22 protein-coding genes are annotated in these 23,404 nt (G+C 44.1%); 17 read left to right on the forward strand and 5 right to left on the reverse strand.

Going from position 1 to position 23,404, the window contains the following annotated elements; genetic code table 11:
* Positions 1–35: 35 nt before the first annotated feature.
* Positions 36–515, reverse strand: coding sequence for a PilZ domain-containing protein (locus AC04MM_RS12175; protein ID WP_475380638.1), 480 nt, complete (start codon positions 513–515; stop codon positions 36–38).
* Positions 516–604: 89 nt separating this feature from the next.
* On the opposite strand from AC04MM_RS12175, the gene ppk1 reads away from it, so the two are divergent.
* A complete protein-coding gene (gene ppk1, locus AC04MM_RS12180) occupies positions 605–2,758 on the forward strand; it encodes a polyphosphate kinase 1 (protein ID WP_475380639.1) in 2,154 nt (717 codons plus the stop codon).
* Here ppk1 and AC04MM_RS12185 read toward each other — a convergent pair.
* A complete protein-coding gene (locus AC04MM_RS12185; protein ID WP_475380640.1) occupies positions 2,755–3,627 on the reverse strand; it encodes a Ppx/GppA phosphatase family protein in 873 nt (290 codons plus the stop codon). The two genes, ppk1 and AC04MM_RS12185, sit on opposite strands and share 4 nt — an antisense overlap.
* Positions 3,628–3,713: 86 nt before the next feature.
* Between AC04MM_RS12185 and phoU the strand changes: the two genes are divergently transcribed.
* The 4 genes from phoU to AC04MM_RS12205 are packed head-to-tail and all read left to right on the forward strand — an operon-like array spanning position 3,714 to position 7,210.
* On the forward strand, positions 3,714–4,373 hold the full coding sequence (gene phoU / locus AC04MM_RS12190) for a phosphate signaling complex protein PhoU (RefSeq protein WP_475380641.1): 660 nt from the start codon (positions 3,714–3,716) through the stop codon (positions 4,371–4,373).
* On the forward strand, positions 4,360–5,070 hold the full coding sequence (locus AC04MM_RS12195) for a response regulator (RefSeq protein WP_475380642.1): 711 nt from the start codon (positions 4,360–4,362) through the stop codon (positions 5,068–5,070). The genes phoU and AC04MM_RS12195 overlap by 14 nt, the downstream gene beginning before the upstream one ends.
* Positions 5,067–6,332: a sensor histidine kinase gene (locus tag AC04MM_RS12200; RefSeq protein WP_475380643.1), complete on the forward strand. Its 1,266-nt coding sequence runs from the start codon at positions 5,067–5,069 to the stop codon at positions 6,330–6,332. Before AC04MM_RS12195 ends, AC04MM_RS12200 begins: the two co-directional genes overlap by 4 nt.
* A gap of 2 nt (positions 6,333–6,334) precedes the next feature.
* Positions 6,335–7,210, forward strand: coding sequence for an RsmB/NOP family class I SAM-dependent RNA methyltransferase (locus tag AC04MM_RS12205; RefSeq protein ID WP_475380644.1), 876 nt, complete (start codon positions 6,335–6,337; stop codon positions 7,208–7,210).
* 61 nt (positions 7,211–7,271) lie between these two features.
* Here the strand turns inward: AC04MM_RS12205 and AC04MM_RS12210 are convergent, their stop codons facing one another.
* Entirely contained in the window at positions 7,272–7,556 is a 285-nt protein-coding gene (locus tag AC04MM_RS12210) for a hypothetical protein (RefSeq protein WP_475380645.1), read from the reverse strand.
* Positions 7,557–7,594: 38 nt separating this feature from the next.
* On the opposite strand from AC04MM_RS12210, the gene AC04MM_RS12215 reads away from it, so the two are divergent.
* From AC04MM_RS12215 to AC04MM_RS12270, 12 genes are all read left to right on the forward strand, one after another.
* The gene (locus tag AC04MM_RS12215; protein ID WP_475380646.1) at positions 7,595–8,908 is read left to right on the forward strand and encodes an NFACT RNA binding domain-containing protein; all 1,314 of its coding nucleotides are present in this window, start codon (positions 7,595–7,597) and stop codon (positions 8,906–8,908) included.
* A 73-nt stretch (positions 8,909–8,981) separates the two neighbouring features.
* Entirely contained in the window at positions 8,982–9,902 is a 921-nt protein-coding gene (locus tag AC04MM_RS12220; protein ID WP_475380647.1) for an ABC transporter ATP-binding protein, read from the forward strand.
* A complete protein-coding gene (locus tag AC04MM_RS12225) occupies positions 9,899–10,678 on the forward strand; it encodes an ABC transporter permease (protein ID WP_475380648.1) in 780 nt (259 codons plus the stop codon). The genes AC04MM_RS12220 and AC04MM_RS12225 overlap by 4 nt, the downstream gene beginning before the upstream one ends.
* A gap of 1 nt (position 10,679) precedes the next feature.
* On the forward strand, positions 10,680–12,254 hold the full coding sequence (locus AC04MM_RS12230; RefSeq protein ID WP_475380649.1) for a GldG family protein: 1,575 nt from the start codon (positions 10,680–10,682) through the stop codon (positions 12,252–12,254).
* A gap of 10 nt (positions 12,255–12,264) precedes the next feature.
* A complete protein-coding gene (locus tag AC04MM_RS12235; protein WP_475380650.1) occupies positions 12,265–13,662 on the forward strand; it encodes a DUF4340 domain-containing protein in 1,398 nt (465 codons plus the stop codon).
* Positions 13,659–14,675 (forward strand): GHMP family kinase ATP-binding protein, encoded by a 1,017-nt coding sequence (locus tag AC04MM_RS12240; RefSeq protein WP_475380651.1) that lies wholly within the window; start codon positions 13,659–13,661, stop codon positions 14,673–14,675. The genes AC04MM_RS12235 and AC04MM_RS12240 overlap by 4 nt, the downstream gene beginning before the upstream one ends.
* The gene (locus AC04MM_RS12245) at positions 14,630–15,520 is read left to right on the forward strand and encodes a DUF429 domain-containing protein (RefSeq protein WP_475380652.1); all 891 of its coding nucleotides are present in this window, start codon (positions 14,630–14,632) and stop codon (positions 15,518–15,520) included. The genes AC04MM_RS12240 and AC04MM_RS12245 overlap by 46 nt, the downstream gene beginning before the upstream one ends.
* Positions 15,517–16,914, forward strand: coding sequence for a TldD/PmbA family protein (locus AC04MM_RS12250; RefSeq protein ID WP_475380653.1), 1,398 nt, complete (start codon positions 15,517–15,519; stop codon positions 16,912–16,914). The genes AC04MM_RS12245 and AC04MM_RS12250 overlap by 4 nt, the downstream gene beginning before the upstream one ends.
* Before the next feature lies 1 nt (position 16,915).
* The gene (locus tag AC04MM_RS12255) at positions 16,916–18,256 is read left to right on the forward strand and encodes a TldD/PmbA family protein (protein WP_475380654.1); all 1,341 of its coding nucleotides are present in this window, start codon (positions 16,916–16,918) and stop codon (positions 18,254–18,256) included.
* Positions 18,257–18,401: 145 nt separating this feature from the next.
* Positions 18,402–19,586 carry a CapA family protein gene (locus AC04MM_RS12260; RefSeq protein WP_475380655.1) on the forward strand — a complete coding sequence of 395 codons (1,185 nt, stop codon included), beginning with the start codon at positions 18,402–18,404 and terminating at the stop codon, positions 19,584–19,586.
* Positions 19,587–19,599: 13 nt separating this feature from the next.
* A complete protein-coding gene (locus tag AC04MM_RS12265) occupies positions 19,600–20,031 on the forward strand; it encodes a hypothetical protein (RefSeq protein ID WP_475380656.1) in 432 nt (143 codons plus the stop codon).
* A 68-nt stretch (positions 20,032–20,099) separates the two neighbouring features.
* A complete protein-coding gene (locus AC04MM_RS12270) occupies positions 20,100–21,764 on the forward strand; it encodes a transglutaminase-like domain-containing protein (RefSeq protein WP_475380657.1) in 1,665 nt (554 codons plus the stop codon).
* A gap of 1 nt (position 21,765) precedes the next feature.
* Here the strand turns inward: AC04MM_RS12270 and AC04MM_RS12275 are convergent, their stop codons facing one another.
* Together AC04MM_RS12275 and AC04MM_RS12280 are read right to left on the reverse strand one after the other, a co-directional pair.
* On the reverse strand, positions 21,766–22,884 hold the full coding sequence (locus tag AC04MM_RS12275; RefSeq protein ID WP_475380658.1) for an SPL family radical SAM protein: 1,119 nt from the start codon (positions 22,882–22,884) through the stop codon (positions 21,766–21,768).
* Positions 22,874–23,380 (reverse strand): hypothetical protein, encoded by a 507-nt coding sequence (locus AC04MM_RS12280; RefSeq protein ID WP_475380659.1) that lies wholly within the window; start codon positions 23,378–23,380, stop codon positions 22,874–22,876. Before AC04MM_RS12280 ends, AC04MM_RS12275 begins: the two co-directional genes overlap by 11 nt.
* Between the last annotated feature and the right edge of the window lie 24 nt (positions 23,381–23,404).

Raw genomic sequence — 23,404 nt, forward strand, 5'->3', positions numbered from 1 at the left:
CTTTTAAGATGTCGCTTATAAGCTACAAAACAATTTTAAAGATAGAGGTTCATCAGAACCAGCCAGCTTAAAATCGAAAAAAACATCAGAGTCAGATAGAAAAAATGTTCGCCAAGTTTGCGTTCGTTATCGCCGTCCAGATTAAATTTTTTCGTGTCCATTTTGTTGGCCAGACCTTGAACCAGGTTAATGCGCTGGATGCGGTCTAATTTGTAAAAGTGCACAGCGACTTCATTCGCATGGGGGTCTTCGGCAGAAATGCGGATCACAATTGCATAACAGGCCATAGATTCGGCGCCGGGCACAGCGAACTGGATTTTGATTATTTCGCCCAGCTGCGGTGATAGGTCGCTTGCACAAACAAACGATAATCCGGTTAAAGAAACATTTCGTAATTCAGTTTTTTCTTCCCACGGTAAACGCTCAGCACCAGAAAAACGAATCAGACTATTATCCTGGGTATCCAGGATATATCGCGGTGATCGTGCATGATAGCGTGCTAAAGAGCCAGACATAGTACCTACTTATCGGCTAGTCGTGGAGAACGCTAAAGACAGGATCTTGACTTGTACATAACATTCTTCGGTCTTAAACTGAGACACTCATGAGTCCGGCGCAAAAAAAAGTTCGTAAAAAAAGAAAAGTTAAAAGTATCGAGCATCCCAAGAGTTCGGCGGAGATGTTTAATAACCGCGAATTAGGCTGGTTGCAGTTTAATTTGCGTGTCTTACATGAGGCGCAGGATAAGAAAAATCCACTTTTAGAACGTCTTAAGTTTTTGGCCATTTCTTCGTCAAACTTAGATGAATTTTTTATGAAGCGTGTCGGCGGTTTAAAGCGCCAAATCGCCTATGGTTTAACGCCGAAATCCTCAGACGGTCAGACCCCGAAAAAGCAGTTGCAGATGATTGCCAAGGTGATGGGGCCGATGCTGGCACACCAGTCGATGCAGATGGATCAGTTTCGTCTGGAGCTGGCGCACAAGGGATGTGAGATTGTCCCCTATAAAAATTTAAAACCGGCTGATCGCAAATTTTTAAAAGAGTATTTTGCAAAACAAATTTTTCCGATTTTAACGCCGCTCTCGGTGGATCCCGGACATCCGTTTCCGTTTATCTCCAATCTTTCGGTGTCGTTAGGTGTTTCGCTCGCGCAAGGGTCTTCAGTTGACGAAGATAAAATCTTTGCCCGGGTAAAGATTCCTAAGCTGGTCGATCAGTGGATCCAGATCGGTGAATCAACTCGTTATATTCATGCTATCGAAGTGGTTAAAGCCCACATTGCCGAACTTTTTCCGCAGATGAAGGTCAAAGGCACGATTGTTTTTAAAGTCACGCGTAATGCTGATTCAGACCGTGAAGACGAAGATACCGAAGATTTATTATCGATGATCGAAGAAGAGTTACGCCAGCGCCGTTTTGCAGAAATCGTCCGTGTTGAATTTTCTGACTGTACCGATCCATGGTTAAAAACATTTTTAATCCGTGAACTCGAGTTAAAAGAAGAAGATATCTATGATATGCCGGCCGAGTTTGATCTAAGTGATCTGCCGCTGTTAGTGAACCAGTTATCGATTCCGGGTGAAAAGTTTGCTCCATGGTCGCCGGTGGTGCCGGCGGTGTTATCTGAGCAGATTTCGATTTTTGATCAGATTAAAAAACACGATATTTTTATTCACCATCCGTTTGAATCCTTTTCGGCAACGGTTGAGCGATTTATTTCCGAAGCGGCAAGAGACCCGCAAGTGCTGGCCATTAAGATGACCTTGTACCGCACCGGTGATAACTCGTCATTTATCCGTGCATTAATTGAAGCTGCCGAAGCCGGAAAACAAGTCGTGTGCCTGATCGAGCTTAAAGCGCGTTTTGATGAACACCGCAATATTATCTGGGCGCAAGAGCTGGAATCAGCCGGTGTACATGTGGTGTACGGGCTTGTCGGCCTTAAAACACATGCCAAAACTTCATTAGTGGTGCGCAAAGAAGAAAAATCGGTACGCACCTATGCCCATATCGGAACCGGAAATTACAATGAATCAACGTCAAGATTTTACACCGATGTAGGTATCTTAACTGCTGATGAGCGCATTACTTCCGAATTACTTGAGTTGTTTAATTTTTTAACGGGCAAGTCAATGAAGACCGATTACCAGCACCTGTTGCTTGCGCCTATTAATATGTTTTCAAAATTTAAAGAACTTATTGCCCGTGAAGCTGAGCATGCCAAGAACAAACGCCCGGCCCACATTATGGCTAAATTCAACAACATGGAAGAAAACGATATTTCGATTGCACTCTACGAAGCGTCACAGGCTGGAGCTTCGGTGCAACTGATCGTGCGCGGGTTCTGCTGTATTAAGCCCGGGGTAAAAAAGCTGAGCGAAAAAATTGAAGTGCAGTCAACGATCGGCCGCTTCTTAGAGCACTCGCGTATATTTTATTTCAGAAACGGGCAGGAAAACCCTTTAGACGGCGATTTTTATATCGGTTCGGCTGACTGGATGTACCGCAATCTTCACGCCCGTGTCGAGGCGATCACGCCGATTTACGACCGTCAGGCCAAAGAAAAGTTATGGGAGATTCTGCAGTCTTACTGGAAAGATCAGGCACAAAGCTGGCAGATGCGCTCTGATGGTAGCTACCATAAAAAAACTGTTACCGATCATAAAAACATTGCCGGTGTTCAGGCCGATATGATGTCGAAAGCTTTACAGAAAATCACGTTAACTGAAGATGATCTGGTCAAAGACGAAGATTAGGCTAACAGATCGTGGATCGAGCCTTCTTTAAGGCCTGTCATCGGGATTTTGATCTTGGTAATTTCAAAGCGTTTGATGATCATTAAAATTAAATCCATGGCTAAATCCAGAACGTCGATACGGTCGGGGCGTAAGCCTAAGGCGAGCTTCTGTTCGTTTGAAAGTTTTTTCCAAAGGGTCTGAATTTTTAAGAGTTCAGACTTTTCTAAGTGGGTCTGCGGCGCCCGTTTTAATAACGACATCTTGAGTCTGGCGATAGCATCGAAGTTTCCACCGGTGCCGACGGCTACATCAAAGTGATGGCGGCCGTTTTTGATTTTTTTTAAATGGCCTTCGCAGTATTCGCGCACGTTCTTGTTTTTGTTTTTAATCGATAACAAACGAACCACGCCCAAAGGGTAACTTTTTGAAAAAAGAATTTTATCATTAAACAGTCCGGTCAGCTCGGCACTGCCGCCACCGATATCAATCAATAATGCATTCTGAAAATGATTCGACTTCGACTTAAAGATGGCATTACGGATCAGGCGGGCTTCTTCTTGGCCCGAGATGATATCAAGTTTAATTCGACTGGTTTTTTTGATCAGGTTTACAACTGAACGGTTGTTTTTGGCATCGCGCATGGCACTGGTGGCCAGGGCAATGGTTTTTTGCACTTTGTGCTTTTTGTTAAGTTTAGCGATCTTTTTAAACACCTCAAGCAGCTCGGTGACAGTTTCCGGTTGCAAGCTTTTATGCTCAAATACATCAGTTCCAAGGCGTAACGGGGCCCTAAACTTCTTTATTTGTTCCCATTGGCCGTTTTCGTGAATTTCCATGATGACGAGGCGTATAGCGTTTGAACCTACGTCAATTGAACTGACTCGCATAGTGTATAACCTTAACCTTTAAATTTATCCTAAATTGACCGCTCTCAGATTGCAAGTTGTGTAAGACCTGTGGTGTAATATCGACTATGGAAAGAACAATCGACAGCCAACTTGAAGACTTAAAAAAAACCATCCTTGAAATGGGAGGCTTTGTTGAAAAAGCCTTAGCCACAGCGATCGACGGTTTTATGAAAAAAGATTTATCGTTATTGGCTTCTGTCCATGAAATCGAAAAGCATGTGAATGAAATGCAGATCAAGATCGATAACCTTTGCTTAAACATCTTGGCTAAGCAAGGGCCTGTGGCTAAAGATTTACGTTTGATCTTATCGGTCATCAAAATCAATACCGATCTTGAGCGTATGGGTGACCAGTGTGTGAATATCGCCTACCTCGGTAAAGATATTATCAAACGCCCGGCGCAGAATATTCCGGTGAACGAAATCGAACGTATGGCGACGACGACGCGTGCTATGGTTAAGGGCTCTTTAGACAGTTTCGTGCGTATGGATGCAGCGGCAGCTGAGAAAATCCTTAAAATGGACGATGAAGTAGATACCTTAAAGAATGAAATCACGGCGTCGAACATCAAAATGATTAAAGCCGATGCAAACCTAACAGAAACTTGTCTCGACATTATCCAAGTGGCGCGTAATCTGGAGCGGTTAGGCGATCACTCAACGAACATTGCTGAAGATGTGATCTTTGCCTTTACAGGAAAAGATATCCGTCATGGGACCAATTAAAGAAAAAGCACAGATCTTAATTATCGAAGACGAGCCGGCCATTGCAGAACTTATCGCGCTGACGCTTAAAGAATTCGATGCACAGGTTGAAAAAACATTCTCTGCCGAACAGGCGATTTTTTTGCTGCAGAATAAAGCTTACGATTTGATTTTGGCTGACTGGATGTTGCCTGGCCTTCAGGGAATTGATCTGGTCACGGCCGTTAAAAACAAAAACCGCGATCAATTAATTCTGATGATTACCGCTAAAGCGGATGCCGAATCGATCGTGCGCGGGCTTGAAGCCGGTGCCGATGATTACGTCTCAAAGCCGTTTGACCCACGAGTTCTGGTGGCGAGAGTTAAAAATTTGCTGCGCCGTAAACAGGCTGAGCCGCCGCCGCAGGTGCTGGGATCGACCGAAGTCGTTGAGCTTAATGGTCTTAAATACGATTACGGTCGTGTAGAAGTTACACTTAAACAAAACCCGATCCATTTAACACCTTCAGAGTTTAAATTATTGGGCTTTTTGTTAAAGTCGCAGGGACGCGTTTTAACACGCGATCAGTTGATAGATTTGATCCAGGGCGAGGATGTGACCGTTACCGGTCGCACCATCGATACACATATTTTTGCCCTTCGTAAAAAACTTTTAGAATGGGCTGAACACATTGAAACAATCAGAGGAGTCGGGTATAGAGTCAATTATTCAATATGACTCTGTTGTACCTGGTTTTTTTCGCATTAGGCTTATTGTTGGCGTGGATTATCTCCTACGCGGTTTTCAGCCGTAAAATCAGAACACAAACTAAAAAAATGGTGCAGCTCATGCGCGCCGACGAACTTAAGTTAGACCGCCCGGATGATGCTTATGAAGATGATGACGGTCATTTTTTTGCCGATCTTGAACGGGCTTCCTACACGCTACGCCGTAAGTATTTACGTTTAAAGAAGAACGCCTTTGATGAGCGCGCGGTTTTTGAAACTATCTTCTCCGGCCTGACCGAAGCTGTGGTCACTGTTGATCCGGATTTACGCATTATTTCGTTTAATACGGCGTTCATGCAGCAGTTTAAATGGGCCCCGGCCAACGGCACGCACAGTTATTTCCTGCAGGATGTGATCCGTGAACCGGAGATCCTAGAATCTTTTAAAAAAGTTTTCAGCGGTGATCAGGTCGAGCGTAGAAACATCGGCGATTTTCAGCTGTTTGCAAGCTTGTTACCGTCGGTTGAAGATCATAAAACCTGGGCCCTTGGTGTATTCTACGATATGTCGGAAATCCAAAAGACCGAAAAAATCCGGGTCGATTTTGTCGCCAATGCGTCGCACGAGTTACGCACGCCGCTGACGGTCATCCGCGGGTATGCCGATTTATTAAATGCCAATTTACAAAAAGAGAACTCAGGCCTGGTCGAACTTTCGCGCCCGATCGTCGAGAGCGCACATCACATGACCTTGTTGTTAAATGATTTATTAAATCTGTCGCGTCTGGATAATTTAAACAAAATCGAAAAAGTTAAATTAAGTACAAAAGAAGTGACCGCCGATATTTTAGGTGAGTTAGAGCCGATCATTGCGATGAATAACAAAAAGGTCATTTGTTATTTCAATGAAGAATTTGTTTTTGCTGACTATTCTAGTCTTACCCAGGTGTTACGCAATCTGATCGTCAACGCCATCCGGTACTCGGGCGCCGATAAAAGTGCTGAAGTGATCGAACTTAAATGGACAAAACACGGATCGATGACCCAGTTAGTGGTAAAAGATAAAGGCCCGGGTATTGCTAAAGAACATCAGTCGCGTATCTTTGAGCGCTTTTACCGCGTTGATAAAGGCCGTAACCGCAATCAGGGTGGCTCTGGTCTTGGGTTGGCGTTAGTAAAACACCACACGCAGATTCACGGCGGCCAAATTTCATTACAATCTGAAGTCGGTGAGGGTTGCCAGTTCACCTGCGAATTTCCGGGCGGGCAGTAGCTATGCGGCCACCTAACGAAAAATTCGAAACCTATTTTTCTTCGGTCTATGGCGAACGCTGGCCGACTTTGTTTAAGGCGTTAGAATCGTCTGAAACCCAGGTGTTGCGTAAAAATATTTTTGCTGACTTTGATGCCAAAGAATTTTCGCCGTCACAGTTTCCCAACAGCTTTCAGGTAAACCCAGAGATCAATGTGCACAACCTGCGCGACGATAACGATATTCAGGTGTTTTATAAAATGGACCCGGCCAGTGTTTTGGTGGCGACAGCGTTAGATGTGCAGCCCGAAGATTTGGTTTTAGATATGTGCGCAGCGCCGGGCGGTAAAAGTTTAATCTTAGCTGAAAAACTAAATGGCACCGGGCAGTTAGTTTCCAATGAATATTCAAATGCGCGCCGCGAACGCCTAACCCGGGTGATTCGTGAATACCTGCCGCATGAAATGCGCCAGAATGTTTTTGTGCAGGGTAAAGACGGTAATTACTACGGCATGCATAAGGCCGGTGTCTTTGACCGCGTCTTGGCCGATGTGCCGTGCTCCGGTGAAAGACACTTACTTGAAAATCCACAGGAATTTTCTGAATGGACCAAACGCCGCAGTGAAAATCTGGCCGTACGCCAGTACTCGTTGTTATCGTCTGCTTATCTGGCTTGTCGTGTGGGCGGGCAGATTGTGTATTCGACGTGCTCGATTTCGCCGCTTGAAAACGATGACGTGGTTAAAAAGTTAAATAAAAAACGCTCAGTCGAATTTTTAACGTTTCCTGAGGCAGAAAAATATCCATTTTTAGAAAAAACTGAATTTGGTTATCAGATTTTACCGGACCGCTCGGGCGGCTATGGCCCGATGTATTTTTCGATTATTCGCAAGATCTAAAAGCTGAATATAATTTCGAGGGAAACAAATACCTGACTACTCGGGCATTCTGGACCAGAGTCTAGCCAATTGGCTCACTAGTTGTGTCATTTCGCTGTAACAGAGAAAGGCGGTAGCTTTGTAAGCTGTAGTGGCCGTAGGTTTTGATGCGGTACAGGTCTAAAACCTCCTGCTGAACCTCTTCGATCACTTCAACGTCAAGGCCTAACGGGGCGTACATTTTCAGATGCTGAAACTCTTCGACGAAAAGTTGAGTCACTCGTTCAACGAATTGGTCAGCAGTCTCAGATAAATTGTGAGTGGCTTTGATTTCTTCTTCGATAATTTGCAGAATCATTTTTTTCATATATAGATTTTTTCGGAATCCTGAAGTAAAACTAAACTGTGAAATCGCCTAGTTTTTCTGAGTTTCAGACAATTATCCAGTATCTGCATGACGAACTGATCGGAAGTCAGTTGCAGGAAGTTATCTCGACGGAAGACGGCCTTGTTCTTGGGTTTTACCGGTTCAAACTTGAGCCGAAAGCCGTGTGGTTGGTGTTCGATTTGGACACACAATTTCCTTTCGTCGGGCTTTATGAACAGAATCCATGGCTCAGAATTAAAAAAACTAAGCCGGTAGCCCTGTTTTTAACTTCACATTTTAAAAATACACATCTTAAAGATGTTCACGTGGTTGAAAACTTTGGTCGGGTGGCCGAGTTTGATTTTAGTCTTCCCGACAAAAAGTTGGTCTTGCAGCTGCGTCTGATTCCGAAACAACCCAATATCATTGTCGCGGCCGACGATAAAACCGTAGCCTGGGATAAACCACGCGAGCTGGTTAAGGCCACGGTTGATGAAAATTTTGAATCTGAAAACCGATCGATTCCCTTCTTGTTTCGCCAGTGGTTTGATCGCCGGGCGAAGATCAAAATGAAAGAGTCGGCTGCTGCCGGATCCGGAATGTCACCTTATGACCGCTGGGTGCAGCAACGGCAAAAAGACTTACTTAAAAAACAAAAAGCCATAAAGCAGATTGATGAGCAGAAAACCGAATTACAAAAGATTCCATGGGCCGCGATCGGCGATCATCTTAAAACCCATGGCTTTAAGGATCTGCCGCTTGAGTGGACCGGTTTTGTCGATTACAAGCAAAAACCTTCCTTTAATATCGAAAAAGCTTTTGAAAAAGCCAAGCAGGTCGTCAACAAATTACAAGGGGCCGATGTTCGCAAGCAGCAGCTTCTTGCTGAAATTGAAGTGGCTAAAGATGTTTCGGAAGAGCGCTTTCAGAAACACCTGTCTGAATTAGCGGCAAAGCAAGCTAAACAAGGGCAGCGTAAATCACCGGAAGGAAACTTCAGAAAGCTGACCATCGAAGGCGAGAGCCCGGTTCAGGTGCTGATGGGAAAAAACGCTGTCGAGAACTTAAAACTTCTGCGGCAAGCCAAAGCCTGGGATCTCTGGGTGCACTTAAAAGATTACCCAAGCGCTTACGCTATCCTGCAAAAGCAGAAGGATAAAAACGTATCCGATCAGGTATTAGTTCAGGCCGGGCAATGGCTGGTTAAAGAGTCGATCAAGAATAAAAAAAACATGGATGGTGCAAAACTTGCGGTGGTTATTGTTGAGTGCCGGCATGTGCGTCCGATTAAGGGTGATAAGCTGGGGCGCGTGACTTATCATCACCCTCGGGAAATGTTGATTACCGTATAAATATTTGTTTTAATTACCTTCAGACAAGACATCTGTGTGGCTTCAGCCACACACCGGACACATGGAGTGCGTCGTGATTGAAGTTAATAATCTTTGTAAGAACTACGGAGAGCGTAAAGCAATTCAAGATATCAATTTTACAATTTCTGCCGGCGATGTCGTTGGACTGTTAGGTCCAAACGGTGCTGGCAAATCTACAACCATGAAAATCATTACCGGCTTTATGGCGCCAACTTCCGGGGTGGCCCGTGTTTGTGGATTTGATGTCTTCGAAAATCCCTACGAAGTTAAAAAGCGGATCGGCTACCTGCCAGAAGCTCCGCCGGTCTACCTGGATATGAACGTCGGCGAGTACTTAAATTTTGTTGCAGATCTTAAGTTGGTTGAGGCTACGAAGAAAAAAGCATTAATCGAAAAGGCTTTACAAAAAACCCAGTTAACAGATGTAAAAGACCGCCTGATCAAGAACTTATCCAAAGGTTTTCGCCAGCGCGTGGGGATTGCCCAGGCGCTGGTGTCGGATCCTGAAGTGCTGGTGCTCGATGAACCTACGGTCGGGTTAGATCCAAAACAGGTGGCCGAAGTGCGTGACTTAATTAAAGAACTGAAAGGCCAGCACACGATTATCCTGTCGACACACATTTTACCTGAAGTGCAGGCAACCTGTAACCGCGTAATCATTATCCATCAAGGGCGTATTGTTGCCGAAGACAGTATTGAAAATATCGAAAGATTAAACCAGGGTTTGGTCACGGTTGTGATCAAAACCAAAAAAGAAATGGCTTTGGCTGCGGAGTTGAAAAAGATCGCTGGCGTTGAAAGCGTAGAAGCGATTACGGGAACGACCTTTAAACTGCAGATCAAAGATGAAGAAATTTTGGACCAGGTGGCGGGGCATGTTATCAAATCCGGTGCAGGGCTTCGTGAACTAACTCCGGCTAAAGAAAATCTTGAAGATGTGTTTTTAAAACTGACTTATGGCGGTAACTTATGAAACAAATATTAACTCTGTTCAAAAAAGAATTTAAGGCGTTATTTTTTTCACCGCTGTTTTATCTGATCGCTTTTTTAACGGCGTCGTTATTAGGTGTTACGTTTTCAATTTCAATCTTAAATTTTGCCAATCAGATTTCAAACGCGATGATGGCTATGGGGTTAGGCAGCACCCAGCAGCAGAATATCCACTATGTGGTGTTTTTGCCGCATCTGTCGCTGTTAAATTTGATTCTGATGTTTATGGTGCCGGCATTAGCGATGCGCCTGATTTCAGAAGAAAAGAAAAACCGCACGTTTGATTTGTTGCTGACCTCACCGATTTCGTCGGTGCAAATCGTGGTGGGTAAGTATTTATCTCTGTTGGCGGTGGTTTTTGGTTTGTCGGCATTAGCATTTATCTATCTGTTGGTGGCCCGCCGTATGTTTGATTTTGCCTGGGCCCCGGCCCTGTTGGCATTGACCGGTATTTTTTTGGTCGGTGCGGTGTATTCAGCACTAAGTCTGTTTGCTTCAAGCTTGACCGAAAATACGATGATCGCATTTTTTGTCGGTATTGTATTTAATATTTCAGTCTGGATTTTAGGTGGCTTTGCAGAGCTAGTTGAAAGCAACACCATGAAAGCTGTGTTTGACCAGATTTCATTGAACCAGCATTTGCAGAGTTTAGTTGAAGGTGTCTTACGGCTAAATGGCATGGTGTTTTTTGCCAGTGTAATTTTTTTGTTCTGCTTTTTGACCGAACGGGTAGTCGAATCAGCCCGCTGGAGATCGTAATATGAGTAAAAAAGGACGCTTACTTCTAGGTATTGCCTGCATTTTATTTCTGTCGTTTGGCGGTTTATACTTTGCCATTCAGGCGTGGATGCCGTTTATGTGGTTTATCTTGGCTCCGGCAGTCATTGCCTTTGTTGGTTGGATATACATGGATCGCAGGTTGTTGATCGAGCTTGCGACCATGAAGACAACGAAGCACGGTTTAAATTTAGGCGCGCTGGTTCTGATTGCGCTGGTATTTTTAGTTGGTCTTAATATTTTATCATCGAAGAAAAACAAATCATTCGATTTTACCACGGTTGGCCTGCATACGTTGTCGCCGCTTTCAATTCAGGTGTTAAACCAGCTTGAGGGCGATATTGAAATGAAGTTTTTTTATAAAGAAGGTGCTGAGAATGTCGAGGCAAACCGTAAAGCGTTTGCTCAGGTGGCGCGCCGTTATGCTGAAGCTTCGAATAAGGTAAAAATCGACTATGTCGAAATGAACTCTAACCCGAAAACCACGGCAGAATACGGTGCTAACCGTCCGATCGGTGAAGTCTTTGTCGCTTATAAAGGCCAGAAAAACCGTGTGGAATCCCAGTTCTTGGGTGCGCAAGGACAGAAGTTCAACGAGCAGGAAATCACCAATGCAATTATTAAAGTTAGCCGTAAAGAGAAAAAAATCGTTTATATCGTAGAAGGTGACGAAGAGCGCAATATCGAAGACGAAAAAAACCAGAGGGGTGTTTCTTCATTCGTGCAGATGCTGGAGAAAAATTCTTACACGGTTAAAAAAATTAACCTGATCAAGGCAACGACGATTCCTGATGAAGCCAATGCACTTGTGATCTTAGGCCCGCAAAGCGCCTTACAAAAGTTTCAGATCGATGCGATCACTAAATACCTAAGTAATGGTGGTTCATTATTTTTAACCTTTGATGATAAAAACACTGCGGGCTTGAGTGGATTGTTAAATACTTTCGGTTTAAAGCTTGAGCCGCTCTATGTGTTTAACGTGATTAATTCGCCACTGGGGCAAGTGGTCAACTCTAATGAGCCGACAGTTGCCGTGGATTATTCACCGACCAGCCCGATCACTAAGGTTTTTAGCAGCAATCAAAAAGCGATTTTTGTGGCGCCAAACTCTTTAGTGCATGTGCCGGTAAGTGCGGATATCAAGGCTGAAATGTTAGTGCGTACGCCGGAGGCTTCGGTGGCGCTAGTAAACATGGACAGCGAAAATTATGAAGGCCAGCCGCGCTCATTTAATCTGATGGCCCAGGTGACCGGTAAACTTGAAAAATCCGAAAAGCCGTTTAAAGCCGTGATCGCTGCCGATACTGACTTTTTATCAAATGGGGTGATTTACCAGAACGTGAACCGGGATATTGCCTTGAATGCGATGTCGTATTTACTGGGAGACGGTGATTTGATTTCGATTTCACCAAAAGAAGTTTCGATCACGCAGATGTCGATGTCGCCTCCGGAATTTAGCCAATTTTACAAGTTTGTGGTGATGGGAGTTTTTTTTCCGTTACCATTTTTATTTTTAGGAATTGCCATTGTCTTATGGCTAAAACGCCGTCACGCTTAGGAAACACAACATGAAGTTTTATAAAACCCTAGTCTTAGCTTTGTTAGCCGTCGCCTTTTCCGGTGGTGTGTACTACTTTACCGTTATCGAGGCTGAAAAAAAGAAAGACGCAGAAACGCATATCGTCTATCTGCAAAAAGATCAGGTTAATTACCTCGAGATTCAGAATAAAAATTCGAAGTTTGTATTTCAGAAAACCGATAAAGGCTGGAACATCGAAGAACCGATCACCGATATCGCCGATCAGCAGCGTTTGATCGAAGTTCTAAACCAGCTGACCAATGAAAAACAATTGGCCGTAGCCAAAGAAGGCGCTGCCATTAACTGGGCGGAGTTCGGTCTGGATACGCCCGAATCTTTGATTGTAATCAAAAATAATCTAGGGCAGTCACAAAAAGTATTTTTAAGTGCGACAAAAAATTTTGAAGGCAATCATTACGCCCGTATCGATAACCATGAAAAAATCCTGGTGGTAAGCCCTATGTGGTATAACTTTACCACCGAAAAACTGACTTACTTTCGCGAAAAAAGTCTTTACCGTGGCCAGATATCGGCGTTAAAAAAGATTTCAGTCAGGTCTTTGGGAGATAATTTTAGCATAGTAAACGGTGATAAGGGGTGGTATTCACCGATTTTTGATAACTACATCTTGGATCAGAGTAAAGTGCGCGCGATGATTAAAGCCATCGCCGAAAACACCATTCAGGAATATATCGGTGAAGGCGATCCATCTGATGTCGAACGCAAAGAAAAAGGTCTGGCCAAAGACTACGTCGAAGTCGTCTTTGAAACCGAGAACAGCCGCTGGGCCGTGGCCGTTAATTTAAGTGAGCAGGATAAGGCCTTATACGCGTTAACTGAAAAGCCCACCTATTTAGTAAAACTTGATCTGTCGCAGTGGGAACTGTTCGGAAATCTGTCACTGGATGCATTACGTGACCGTAAGTCGTTGCTCAGTTTTGATATCCAGGCCGTCAACCGGGTGTTTGTCAAAAACGGCAATAAAAGCCTGCAATTGATCAAAGAAGATTCGAAGTGGCGTCCGGAGGACAACAGTGAGGCTGAAAAGATCAAAATCGACACAGCTTTAATCGAAGACCTGGTAAATCAGGTGCACGATCTCGAGATCACCTATTTTATTCCGGAAGAAGAAGGTAAAGAGTTTTCCGGCAAAGACATGGTTATCCTTAAATCGTCTGAAGACCAGCTTTTATTTCAGCTGAATTGGGGGCCGCTTCAGAGGAAAAAAATCAATGGTCTGGAAAAAGACTATTTTCTGGCGCGCACCCAGGCCTCTGAAAATATTTTCGGTTTAGATAAATCGTACATTGATCAGCTGCCATTAGAAAAAATTTTAAAAGATCAGATTGCTGTAGTGCCGGCATCAGAAAAAGGAACGAAAAAATGATTACAATTAAATCTCCGACACGCGTCGATCTGGCGGGTGGCACTTTAGATCTTTGGCCATTATATAACTTTGTGAATTCGGCACGTACGGTAAATCTTGCGATCGATATTTGGACCAAGGTAAATCTGGAAGGCCGCTCTGATAACAGCATTGAAATTCATTCTCTGGATTTAAAGCAGAAATGGACTTTCGAAAATTACAACCAGTTTATCACAACACTTGATCCGAAATTACACCTGTATCAGAGTGTGATTTCTAAATTCCATAAAAAAGCGGCCGGAGCGGTAGAAAAGGGTTTTTCGTTATCAACTCAGTCAGAAAGCCCGATCGGGGGCGGATTGGGCGGCAGCAGCAGTTTAATCATTTCAATCATGAAGGCGTTTTCTGCGCTTACCGGGATAAAATTTTCTTCAAGTCATGAGATGGTTCACTGGGCGCATAACTTAGAAGCCGAAATTTTAAATACACCTACGGGCACACAGGATTATTATCCGGCGATCACCGGTGGGTTAAATTATTTAAACTACGATACCTTTGGTATTACCCAGAAAATCACGGATCCAAAGGGGTCGCCGTTGTACGATAATTTTTTATTGGTTTACACCGGTCGCAGTCACCACAGTGGTTTAAACAATTTTGAAGTTTTAAAATCAGCTATCGTTCAAGAACCAAAAGTTATGGCTGCACTGAATAAAATTAAATTAATCGCAGATGATATGTGGGAAGCTATTCAGGCCAAGGCGTGGGATAAGCTCCCAGAGCTATTTCGTGAAGAGTATGACGCACGTATTCAACTCACTCCTGCTTTCACCAGTCCTGAAATCGAAAGACTGCACCAAATCGGCTTATCAAATGGCGCACTCGCTGTTAAAATATGTGGAGCCGGTGGTGGAGGGTGTGTCCTGGTCTGGGTAGCGCCTGAGCACCGTCAGAAAGTGATCAGCGCATGCGAAAACGAAAAGTTCCAGTGTCTAAACGCAAGGCCGGTAAGCCCGCTGCAAGATCCACTGTAACTGATCCTAAAGCAAATAATGTGATTCGGTTTATCGGCGTTTCTCTTGCGGGAGGAAAGTCTGATAAGGCATGCGTTGCTGTTCTTGAATATTACCCTGAACAAAAAAAGATTTTTTTATCAAGACTGTTTGAAAAGATTAAGTCTGACGAAACGATTTCTGGCGATTTAAAGATTCACGAACTTATTTTACAAAATGCCGACACGTTAAAGTACGTCGCGTTCGATACACCTTGGACTTTACCTAACTGTGTCACCTGTAAGCTAAAATGCCCTGGTTATGAGAACTGCCACCAGCCGCATATTGAGTGGATGTGGCGTCATCAGGAAGACCGGCTAATGAAAAAACGCCCGAAAAAATTATTTACGCCGTATACCCAGCGGGCTGTGGAAATGTATTTTGCCACAGAACTTGAAGAGGTGTTTCACCTCCACCATGCGATGGGTGCTAACACAGCCCCGTTACTGGCGCGCGCCGCGTTTATCCAGCGCCGGCTTACGGTAGAGTGCATTGAGGCTTTTCCAAAGTTAACTTTATGGCGTATGGGTAAAGCCTTGAATATGATGAAGTCGCAGCTTATCGATCACCGTGCTGCTTTTGGCGGAGATGAATCGCGCGCGCAGTTTATTCAGGCATTAAATGATAATAATATCGCTTTCATTTACCACCAGGATGCAAAAAACATGGTTGAAAATAATCATGCCTTTGAAGCCTTTATGTGTGGGCTGACAGCGTTTTTAAAGTACCGCAATTTAACCGAAAAAAGGCCAAAGGGTTTTCCAGCCGGAGAAGACTGGATTGAATTCCCGTTAGAGGGTCTAAAGATTAAGGATTTTGTCGCATGATTATTCAAACACATATTTTACAAAAAGCACTGGATGCCGCTCTTTCAACAGGTGCCGACTTTGCCGATATTTTTGTTGAAGATACCTACTCATCCAACCTGTCGGTTTTAAACTCACGTCCGGATAAAGCCATCGTTGGCCAATTGTACGGCGCCGGCATCCGTGTGGTATTTGGCACCGAAGTGGTGTACGTAACCACTTCTGACTTATCCGAAAAAGGTTTGCTTAAAGCTGCACTGATCGCGGCGCAAAGTCAGAAGGGTAATGCATCTAAGATGATCCAGCCGATTCACTTAAGTAATCCTGGTCAATTTGATTCAATTCATACCTTCGGTGATAAACCGTGGGAAATTAACCGTGACAAAAAAATGGCTTGGCTCAACTCAGCGGATCAACATGCACGCAGCCTAAGTACCCATGTCACCCAGGTGGAGGCCGCATTAAATGAAAAATTCCAGAAAGTACAAATCGTTAATTCTCGTGGTGTTTCAGTTTATGATGAACGCGCTTATTCGCGTTTTAATGTTGAAACTTTTGTTGAAACTAACGGATTTAGAGAAAGTTCTGCAGAAAATCATGGTCATATGGGGACTTCTGAAATTTATGACCGCTTTGATATCAAAGCGATGACCAAAGACACGGTTGACCGCGCGTTGGTGCTGGCAAAATCAGGTTTTGCTCCCGCGGGCGAAATGCCGGTGGTGATTGCTAATGCGTTTGGCGGTGTGATTTTACACGAAGCCTGCGGTCATGGTTTAGAAACCACCTCGGTGCAAACCGGCGATTCGGTGTTCGCCGATAAGATGGGGCAAAAAATCGGTAACGACTGTTTGACCGCCATTGATGACGGCACGATCGCCAATGAGTGGGGCTCACTTAGTTTTGATGACGAAGGCATGCCAACGAAAAAAACCACGCTGATTGAAAACGGTGTGGTGAAATCTTTCTTGGTCGATCAGGTGGGTGCTATGAAAACCGGTTTTGCCGCCACGGGCAGTGGCCGCAAACAATCGTATAAGTTTGCACCGGCATCGCGTATGCGTAATACCTTTATCGCGCCGGGAAAAGATACCTTTGAAGATATGATCAAAGATGTGGATTACGGCTTGTTTGCCAAGCGTATGGGCGGGGGATCGGTTAACACCTCAACCGGCGATTACAATTTTCAGGTGCGTGAAGCCTACGTGATTAGAAATGGCCGTATCGAGGAATCAGTAAAAGGTGCCTGTTTAATCGGGCGTGGGATCGACACATTGGGAAAAATTGTCAAAGTCGGGAGCGATTTAAAAATGGCGACTGGTATGTGTGGCTCGGTGAGCGGTAGCATTCCGGCCGGCGTTGGTCAGCCAGAGGTGTTAGTGTCGTCGTTAATGGTCGGCGGAAAGGCTAAATAAGATGGATCAAATTAAAGAGAGCTTTTTAAAAATTTCTAAATTAGCGACCGAGAAAAAAGCTCAGGTTGAGCTTTTGTACACCGAATCTGAAACTTTAAAATTAGGTTACAAACAGAAAAAATTAGATAAGTTTGAATCAATTCAAAGCCAGATCGCAGGCTTACGTGTATTAGTGGGGCCGTCACAGGGCTATGCTTACACTGAAAACTTATCGGAAGGGTCACTGCTAAATGCATTTAACGAAGCGTTTAATAATGCGCAGGCAAACGCACAATCGGCAAATAGTGACAAAGCACTAGCATTAGTAAAACCGCAGGCTTTACATATCACTGAACAAAAATTTATGACGGTGCCAATAGAAGAAAAAAAGAAAGTGGCCGAAGAATTAGAAGCACAGTGTTTGGCGCAGGATAAAATCCAATCGGTGCCTTGGGCCGGTTTTAGCGAAAGCCAAGGTACGGTGCGAGTCTTAAACTCGGCCGGTGTTGATTGTAAGTATTCTTACCAGGATTATTCTGCCTATGCCTATCCTCTGGCCAAAGATGGCGAATCACAAAAGATGGCCGGCGAGGCGGTTTCAACGAGAAACTTTAATGAAATTAAAGTTTCAGAAATCACGTCGATGGCCGTCAAAAGAGCCAAAGAAAAATTAAACCCACAAACTCTGAAAACGGGTAACTACGCGACTGTAGTAACAAGCGATGAATTTGTGACGATGATCAATATGTTTGAAAGTTATTTTTCGGCCAAACAAGTGTTTGAAGGAAAATCGCTTTTAAAAGGCAAGATCGGCGAAAAAATCGCAAGCCCGCTATTTACATTAATTGATAACCCACTCGATGAAAATCTACCCGGTTACCGCCCATTTGATTCAGAAGGTGCGCCTTCACAGAAAACAACACTGATTGAAAATGGCGAGTTTAAAACATTTATCACCAATCTGGAGTACGCTAATAAAATGAATCTGCCACACACAGCACACGCGGCGAGATCACCAGCGGGCACCATGGGAATCGGTTGTACAAATCTAATAGTACCTGCAGGTAAAGAATCACTTGAAGCCCTGATCGCAAGAAACAAAACGACCGTGGTGATCACTGAATTTACCGGTGGACTTCATGCCGGTTACAATGCAACGACAGGCGAATTTTCAATGCCAGCTGAAGGATTGTTGTACGAAGACGGCAAACTGATAGGTGCAATTGATCAATTTGTGGTTTCAGGAAATATTTTAGAAGCTTTGCAAAACATAGTCGGCTTAAGTAATCAGTTAAATAACGGTAACTCTGGGCGCGTTTGTCCGGATGTGTTGATTGCATCTTTAAGCTTTGCCGGCGCTTAAAGCGAAGTGACGGAATAGGGCTCTTTTTTCGTAAAAGACCCTCCAGCTGCCGCTTATATTCATTTAACCGTCTGAAAGTTCGACGCCAGAATGTCAGAATCATTACAGGCGAAATCCGCTGTTAAATCTTTTATATTTAACAGCTATGAAAACACAAAAGCTTGTAAGCCTATTTTTAGCCGCACAAATGATAACAGCCTCTGCTTTTTCAGCCGAGGTGTTAAAGTTCAAACAGGGTTGTTCATCGGGTGATGACATCCGTGTTGTCGGTGTGGGTGATTTGTTATTACATAATCGCTTACAGGATCAGGCTTCACGCAGTAAAACCGGTTTTAAGAGTCTGTGGACTTCGATCATCCCTTTATTTAAAGAGGCAGATATAGCTTACGCCAACCTTGAAGGCACGGTGGCTGAAGGTGTTATCCGCGGCGGTAAGTTACAACAGGATCCGGGTTTTGTGTTTGATAACGCGGTTTATAGCGGTTATCCGGCATTTAATTATCATAAAAATTTAATCAGGGATTTAATTGATTCAGGAATTGATGTGGTTTCGACGGCGAATAACCATTCTTTTGACCGCGAATCAATTGGTGTGGATATGACCATCGCCGAACTGCAAAAACAAGGTCTGTTATATACAGGCACAAAAACCAAAGCATTTGCAGCTAACGAGACCTGGCACACCATCACAGAAGTCAAAAACCGCCGCATCGCTTGGCTTGCCTGTACCTATGAGACTAACGGACGCCGTGATAAATTAAAGCAAGTGTTAATGTGCTTTGAACAAAGAGAGTTAGTGTTAAAAACGGTAAACGAATTAGCCAAGGACCCGTCAATTGATGCGGTGATCGTGACGCCACACTGGGGCGGTGAATACCAATTAAAGCACAACGCCCAACAGGCTAAACTGGGTCGCGAGCTGATTGAAGCCGGAGCCGTTGCGGTGATCGGTACCCACCCGCACGTAGTACAACCGTGGGAGAAATACACAACTAAGTCAGGCCGCGAAGGTTTTATCGCTTTCTCAACCGGTAATTTTGTTGCCGGCCAGTCACCGATTGAAAAGCGCACGTCATTAATGGTGAGTATTTCATTAACCGCAAAGCCCGGTGAAAAATTGCAGATCCGTGGTGTTGAGTACGTGCCGTTGTTAATCGACAGAAGTCGCGGTATTCAGTCAAAAGATATGCGTGTGGCTTTATCAACAAATCCAACCGGTATCGCATCAACAGCGGTCAAAATCTGGAATGATAATTATGCCCATGAAAACATGATGAAGCCCACGCGTAACGAATCGCTTGAAGCCATGTGTGATTTAAATCAAAAATAGTCAGGAGAAGTGTATGTTTAAGGTTATTGTCGGTTTATTATTATTTGTTTCATCTGCGGCATTGGCCAGTCCGGCTTGCTCGGCAGCGAACTCATCAGCTCATTTTGATATTACCGGGGTCATTCACGATAAATCGGTTCAGATTAATTTTTTTGATACCGGTTTTAATCTGCAATTGAGATCAAAAAGTAAAAACAGCTTAGTGTTAATGTTTGATGGTCGCAAAGCTTACAGCTTAAACGTAAGCCCTTACAGAATTTACTCACAAAAAAGTGCACTTAGCGCAGATATTTTCAACTGCCAAGAGACAGCTGCAGTTTGTGAAAAGTTACGTGTTGAAATCGTGGCTCAGCTAGAGGCGGCTCTTGATAAAGTCGACCGTAATAACAAACAGGCTGTTAACGCCATCATCTGCGCATTAGGTATCGCAAACAGCGCCAGGTAAGCACCGTAATGGCATTTAAATTGGAAGCTATAAAAGCCTATTAACCTATTACAATTTAAGGGGGTTATATGAGCTTTTTAAGTAATAATGTCGGCCTTTTGCGGCCGCTATTGGCTAGTATTTTGACAGTCTCATTCTTGGGCTGTCAGCCTCCTAAAAAAGATAATAAGCCTGCCAAGGTTAGCCCTTTTACCGGGGTCTCGAATCTCTCTGAAAAAACCATAACCTGTGAAGCAAAAATCCGCCAGATGATTTCGGGTAAAGGTATGCAGTTTGAAGCCGTGACTGAGCTTACAACCCAGGTGTCTTTTGCGAATAATTTTTTACGCCAGCAGAGCGAAGCCGAATACTCGATCGCCCAGGTAAACGACAATACCAAATCTATCCAGGTGGCTTATGCCAATGGGACCCAAGATTACACGCAGTCTTTAGAATATGATCTTTCATTAAACGGCCAAGACTCAAAAGATCCGATGAATCTAAGTCTTACATATGAGATGACGACCGTAGATGCGGTTTCGAATCTTTCGCAGCAGTATATGATCAATGACAACTGTGAACTGAGAAATACACAAACATCTTTTAGTACGATTAAAAAACTTGAAGATTCTAAATACGTCTACTCACAGGCTAATTACTACGCCAACGGCGAAGACGACCGCAAAACCGAAAACTTCACTTTACCTGAGGGCGGTAAACTTTCAAATTTTATTGCAGACTCTAATGATATCCAGGCACTGGATAAATCGTACACTTATAGCGAAGGGTTAGGGGTACTGCAGGCCATCGTCACCGGCGAAGCCAAGGCGCAGAAGAAAAAATTTGGTCTCGATTTAAATTTTGCGGTAACGACAGCGATGCTTAAAAATGACGAATTTAAAATGCATTTACAGATTGGGCAGGATGCACAGGCCGGCATCAAGTACAGCGAAGCCGCGGGCCAGGTCACATGGACTATTCCGCAAACACTCTGGTTGCAACAATCGTTAGGCAGTAGTCAGGAGTTAGATCAGACAATTGATGTTCAATTACCGGAAAAATACTTTACCACAAATAATTCGATCACTTTAAGCGGTAACAAAATCCCGGATTACGAGCATTTCGGTGCGTACTGGATAAAATCAGAAGAGCGCGTAACTGCTGACGGCAAAAAATCTGTCGTGTTAACCGAAAAAAATGTACCGACCATCAGCGGTACGGCAACGGCGTTAGATTTAGTGTCTAATAGCACCATCCAGACTGAGCTACCGGCCATTCAGAAGGCTGCTAAAGCGATTTTGGCCGTTGAGCCGACTAACCGCAAAGCACAGGTGCAATTAATTTTAAAATATCTCTCAGAAAACTATGTCTACGATTACAGTATGGTCGAAAACAATGTGGTGCGCCCGCTGACCACAGAAGAGGCGCTAAACCGCGGTAAAGGTGTATGCCAGCACTATGCGGTGATTTTCACGGCGATTGCGCGTGCGTTAAAAATTCCGACACGAATTATAGTTGGTTTTCTATTATCTGAACAGTCAGCAGGCGGGCATGCGTGGAACGAAGTAGAAGTAAGTCCCGGTTTATGGCAGGTCGTAGAGCCGCAGGGTAAATCGATGGAAGCAACGAACACACGTTTCTACTTGCCGCTTCTGCGCGGGCTTTTTTTAGAAGATAAAGATATGAAGTCTGCAAGTTGGGTGATGGAGTACTTGGATGCAGACTACAGCATCACAGCTCCGGTCAGTCATTAAACTAGACTTGCGGCAGAGGTTTAAACATTTCTTTTAGCTCAGGCATTTGCATCGGTACTTTTTCTAAAGCACTGATCCAGGTCTCTGGGGTTTCCATACAGAAAAATGCGTTCCATTTTTCGTTTTTCGCTTTTAACCGTTTAAACACAAACGATAACATTTCACCACGAAGTGTGGCGTCGTATCTGAGTTTATTGCCTTCAGAGGGAAACATCTCGGCCCCAACGACTAACGACTGCACGCCGAAACGATCGCGCATCATATGGCGCTGTTCGGGCTGGTAGCGTAATGTGCCGATTGAGATAATCGAAACGTCTTCGGGCGTAAATTCGCGGGTGATCTCGTCAACTAAAAAGCCGTAGTTTTCTTTCCATTCAGGGTGATAAATCATTGGATCAATATGAAAAGCCAGTTTGTAACCCTGATCCCGGCATTTTTTTGCGGCGGCGATACGCTCGTGAAAGCGGGCAGTGCCGTGCTCTTCACGGTCAATCACATACGGTGGGTTAATCGACCAGCTGACCACGATGTTATCTGCGCCTTGTAAATCCAGGAACTGATCGACTTTCGCTGATTTGGTTTTAAATTCTAAAGTCCATTTAGGATACTGTTTAAAAAACTCGATCAGCTTGCGCGAATACAATGTAATTTCATCAAGCGACAGTGAATCAATAATCTCACCGGTACCGACGCGAAACGGGTGGTTGGGAAAATCAGCGATCATGGCTTTAAGTTCATTTAACGCCTGATCAATATTGGTGTAGATCAAAGACATCTTGGTATTTAAATAACTTTGTAAATAACAGTAGCTGCAATTCATATTGCACTGGCTGCCAAGATTTAAAACGTGATAGTTACAGCAGGTTAGGGTTTTCTTCTGGGTAGCACCCGGACAGCGTTTAAAAAACTGACCTTTAAATTCTGTCAGTAATAACGTCTGCTTTGATAGATTAAATTCTTCAGCGGTCATCGGACCGCGCTGTGATTCTAAAAAGCCCGCATCAACCACTTCGATAATTTCAGGCGGGTAAAGTGCGCGCACGCGAAGGGCCACCTCTGAATTTTCAGAGCAGCGGTCGATATAGATTTTTTTAAACGTAGGTAGCGTATTACTTGCCACTGATCTGCTCCTTCACGCGCTCTAACGATGAAATCGCTTTGATCAGATCGGCCTCTGACGTGATAAACATTTTAAGTTCGATGCCAGCGCGGTCACCACGGCGTTCAAATTTGGTTTTTGAGCCGTACGGCCACGGCAGTTTTTCTAAGCGGGTTTTTAATTCATCATCGCGCTGGGTGGTTGCCGGATATCGTAAAGCGCGTAAGTGCTGTGACCACTTGCTAAAGTCATGCGCTTGTTCAAACAGTGTTTCTTCATGACCCATTAAAATCAGATCACTGATCAGCTCCAGATTTTTTAATGAATCGGTGTACGAAGTGCGTGCTTCGATTAATTGACTGAGCGCTTTAAATAATAGCTGCCATTGCAGGTCAGATTTAAGCGGCGACAAAAACACCAGATCCTGGGCTTTGACTTTTTTGGCCTCAAGCCATGGCTCCACCTGAGGCGAAAACCCCAATTCTTTGGCTTTTAGTAAAAATTGATCTAGACCCATGGTCTAGGTGCTAAATCATTTTTA

This window comes from Bdellovibrio sp. SBM16 (assembly GCF_056175625.1).

Coding starts and splice junctions, on each gene's coding strand:
- AC04MM_RS12235 (WP_475380650.1), top strand. CDS start 12,265: ATGAAGTTTTATAAAACCCTAGTCTTAGCTTTGTTAGCCGTCGCCTTT.
- AC04MM_RS12270 (WP_475380657.1), top strand. CDS start 20,100: ATGAGCTTTTTAAGTAATAATGTCGGCCTTTTGCGGCCGCTATTGGCT.
- AC04MM_RS12280 (WP_475380659.1), bottom strand. CDS start 23,380: ATGGGTCTAGATCAATTTTTACTAAAAGCCAAAGAATTGGGGTTTTCG.
- AC04MM_RS12255 (WP_475380654.1), top strand. CDS start 16,916: ATGGATCAAATTAAAGAGAGCTTTTTAAAAATTTCTAAATTAGCGACC.
- AC04MM_RS12250 (WP_475380653.1), top strand. CDS start 15,517: ATGATTATTCAAACACATATTTTACAAAAAGCACTGGATGCCGCTCTT.
- AC04MM_RS12175 (WP_475380638.1), bottom strand. CDS start 515: ATGTCTGGCTCTTTAGCACGCTATCATGCACGATCACCGCGATATATC.
- ppk1 (WP_475380639.1), top strand. CDS start 605: ATGAGTCCGGCGCAAAAAAAAGTTCGTAAAAAAAGAAAAGTTAAAAGT.
- phoU (WP_475380641.1), top strand. CDS start 3,714: ATGGAAAGAACAATCGACAGCCAACTTGAAGACTTAAAAAAAACCATC.
- AC04MM_RS12210 (WP_475380645.1), bottom strand. CDS start 7,556: ATGAAAAAAATGATTCTGCAAATTATCGAAGAAGAAATCAAAGCCACT.
- AC04MM_RS12185 (WP_475380640.1), bottom strand. CDS start 3,627: ATGCGAGTCAGTTCAATTGACGTAGGTTCAAACGCTATACGCCTCGTC.
- AC04MM_RS12205 (WP_475380644.1), top strand. CDS start 6,335: ATGCGGCCACCTAACGAAAAATTCGAAACCTATTTTTCTTCGGTCTAT.
- AC04MM_RS12195 (WP_475380642.1), top strand. CDS start 4,360: ATGGGACCAATTAAAGAAAAAGCACAGATCTTAATTATCGAAGACGAG.
- AC04MM_RS12260 (WP_475380655.1), top strand. CDS start 18,402: ATGAAAACACAAAAGCTTGTAAGCCTATTTTTAGCCGCACAAATGATA.
- AC04MM_RS12265 (WP_475380656.1), top strand. CDS start 19,600: ATGTTTAAGGTTATTGTCGGTTTATTATTATTTGTTTCATCTGCGGCA.
- AC04MM_RS12230 (WP_475380649.1), top strand. CDS start 10,680: ATGAGTAAAAAAGGACGCTTACTTCTAGGTATTGCCTGCATTTTATTT.
- AC04MM_RS12200 (WP_475380643.1), top strand. CDS start 5,067: ATGACTCTGTTGTACCTGGTTTTTTTCGCATTAGGCTTATTGTTGGCG.
- AC04MM_RS12225 (WP_475380648.1), top strand. CDS start 9,899: ATGAAACAAATATTAACTCTGTTCAAAAAAGAATTTAAGGCGTTATTT.
- AC04MM_RS12240 (WP_475380651.1), top strand. CDS start 13,659: ATGATTACAATTAAATCTCCGACACGCGTCGATCTGGCGGGTGGCACT.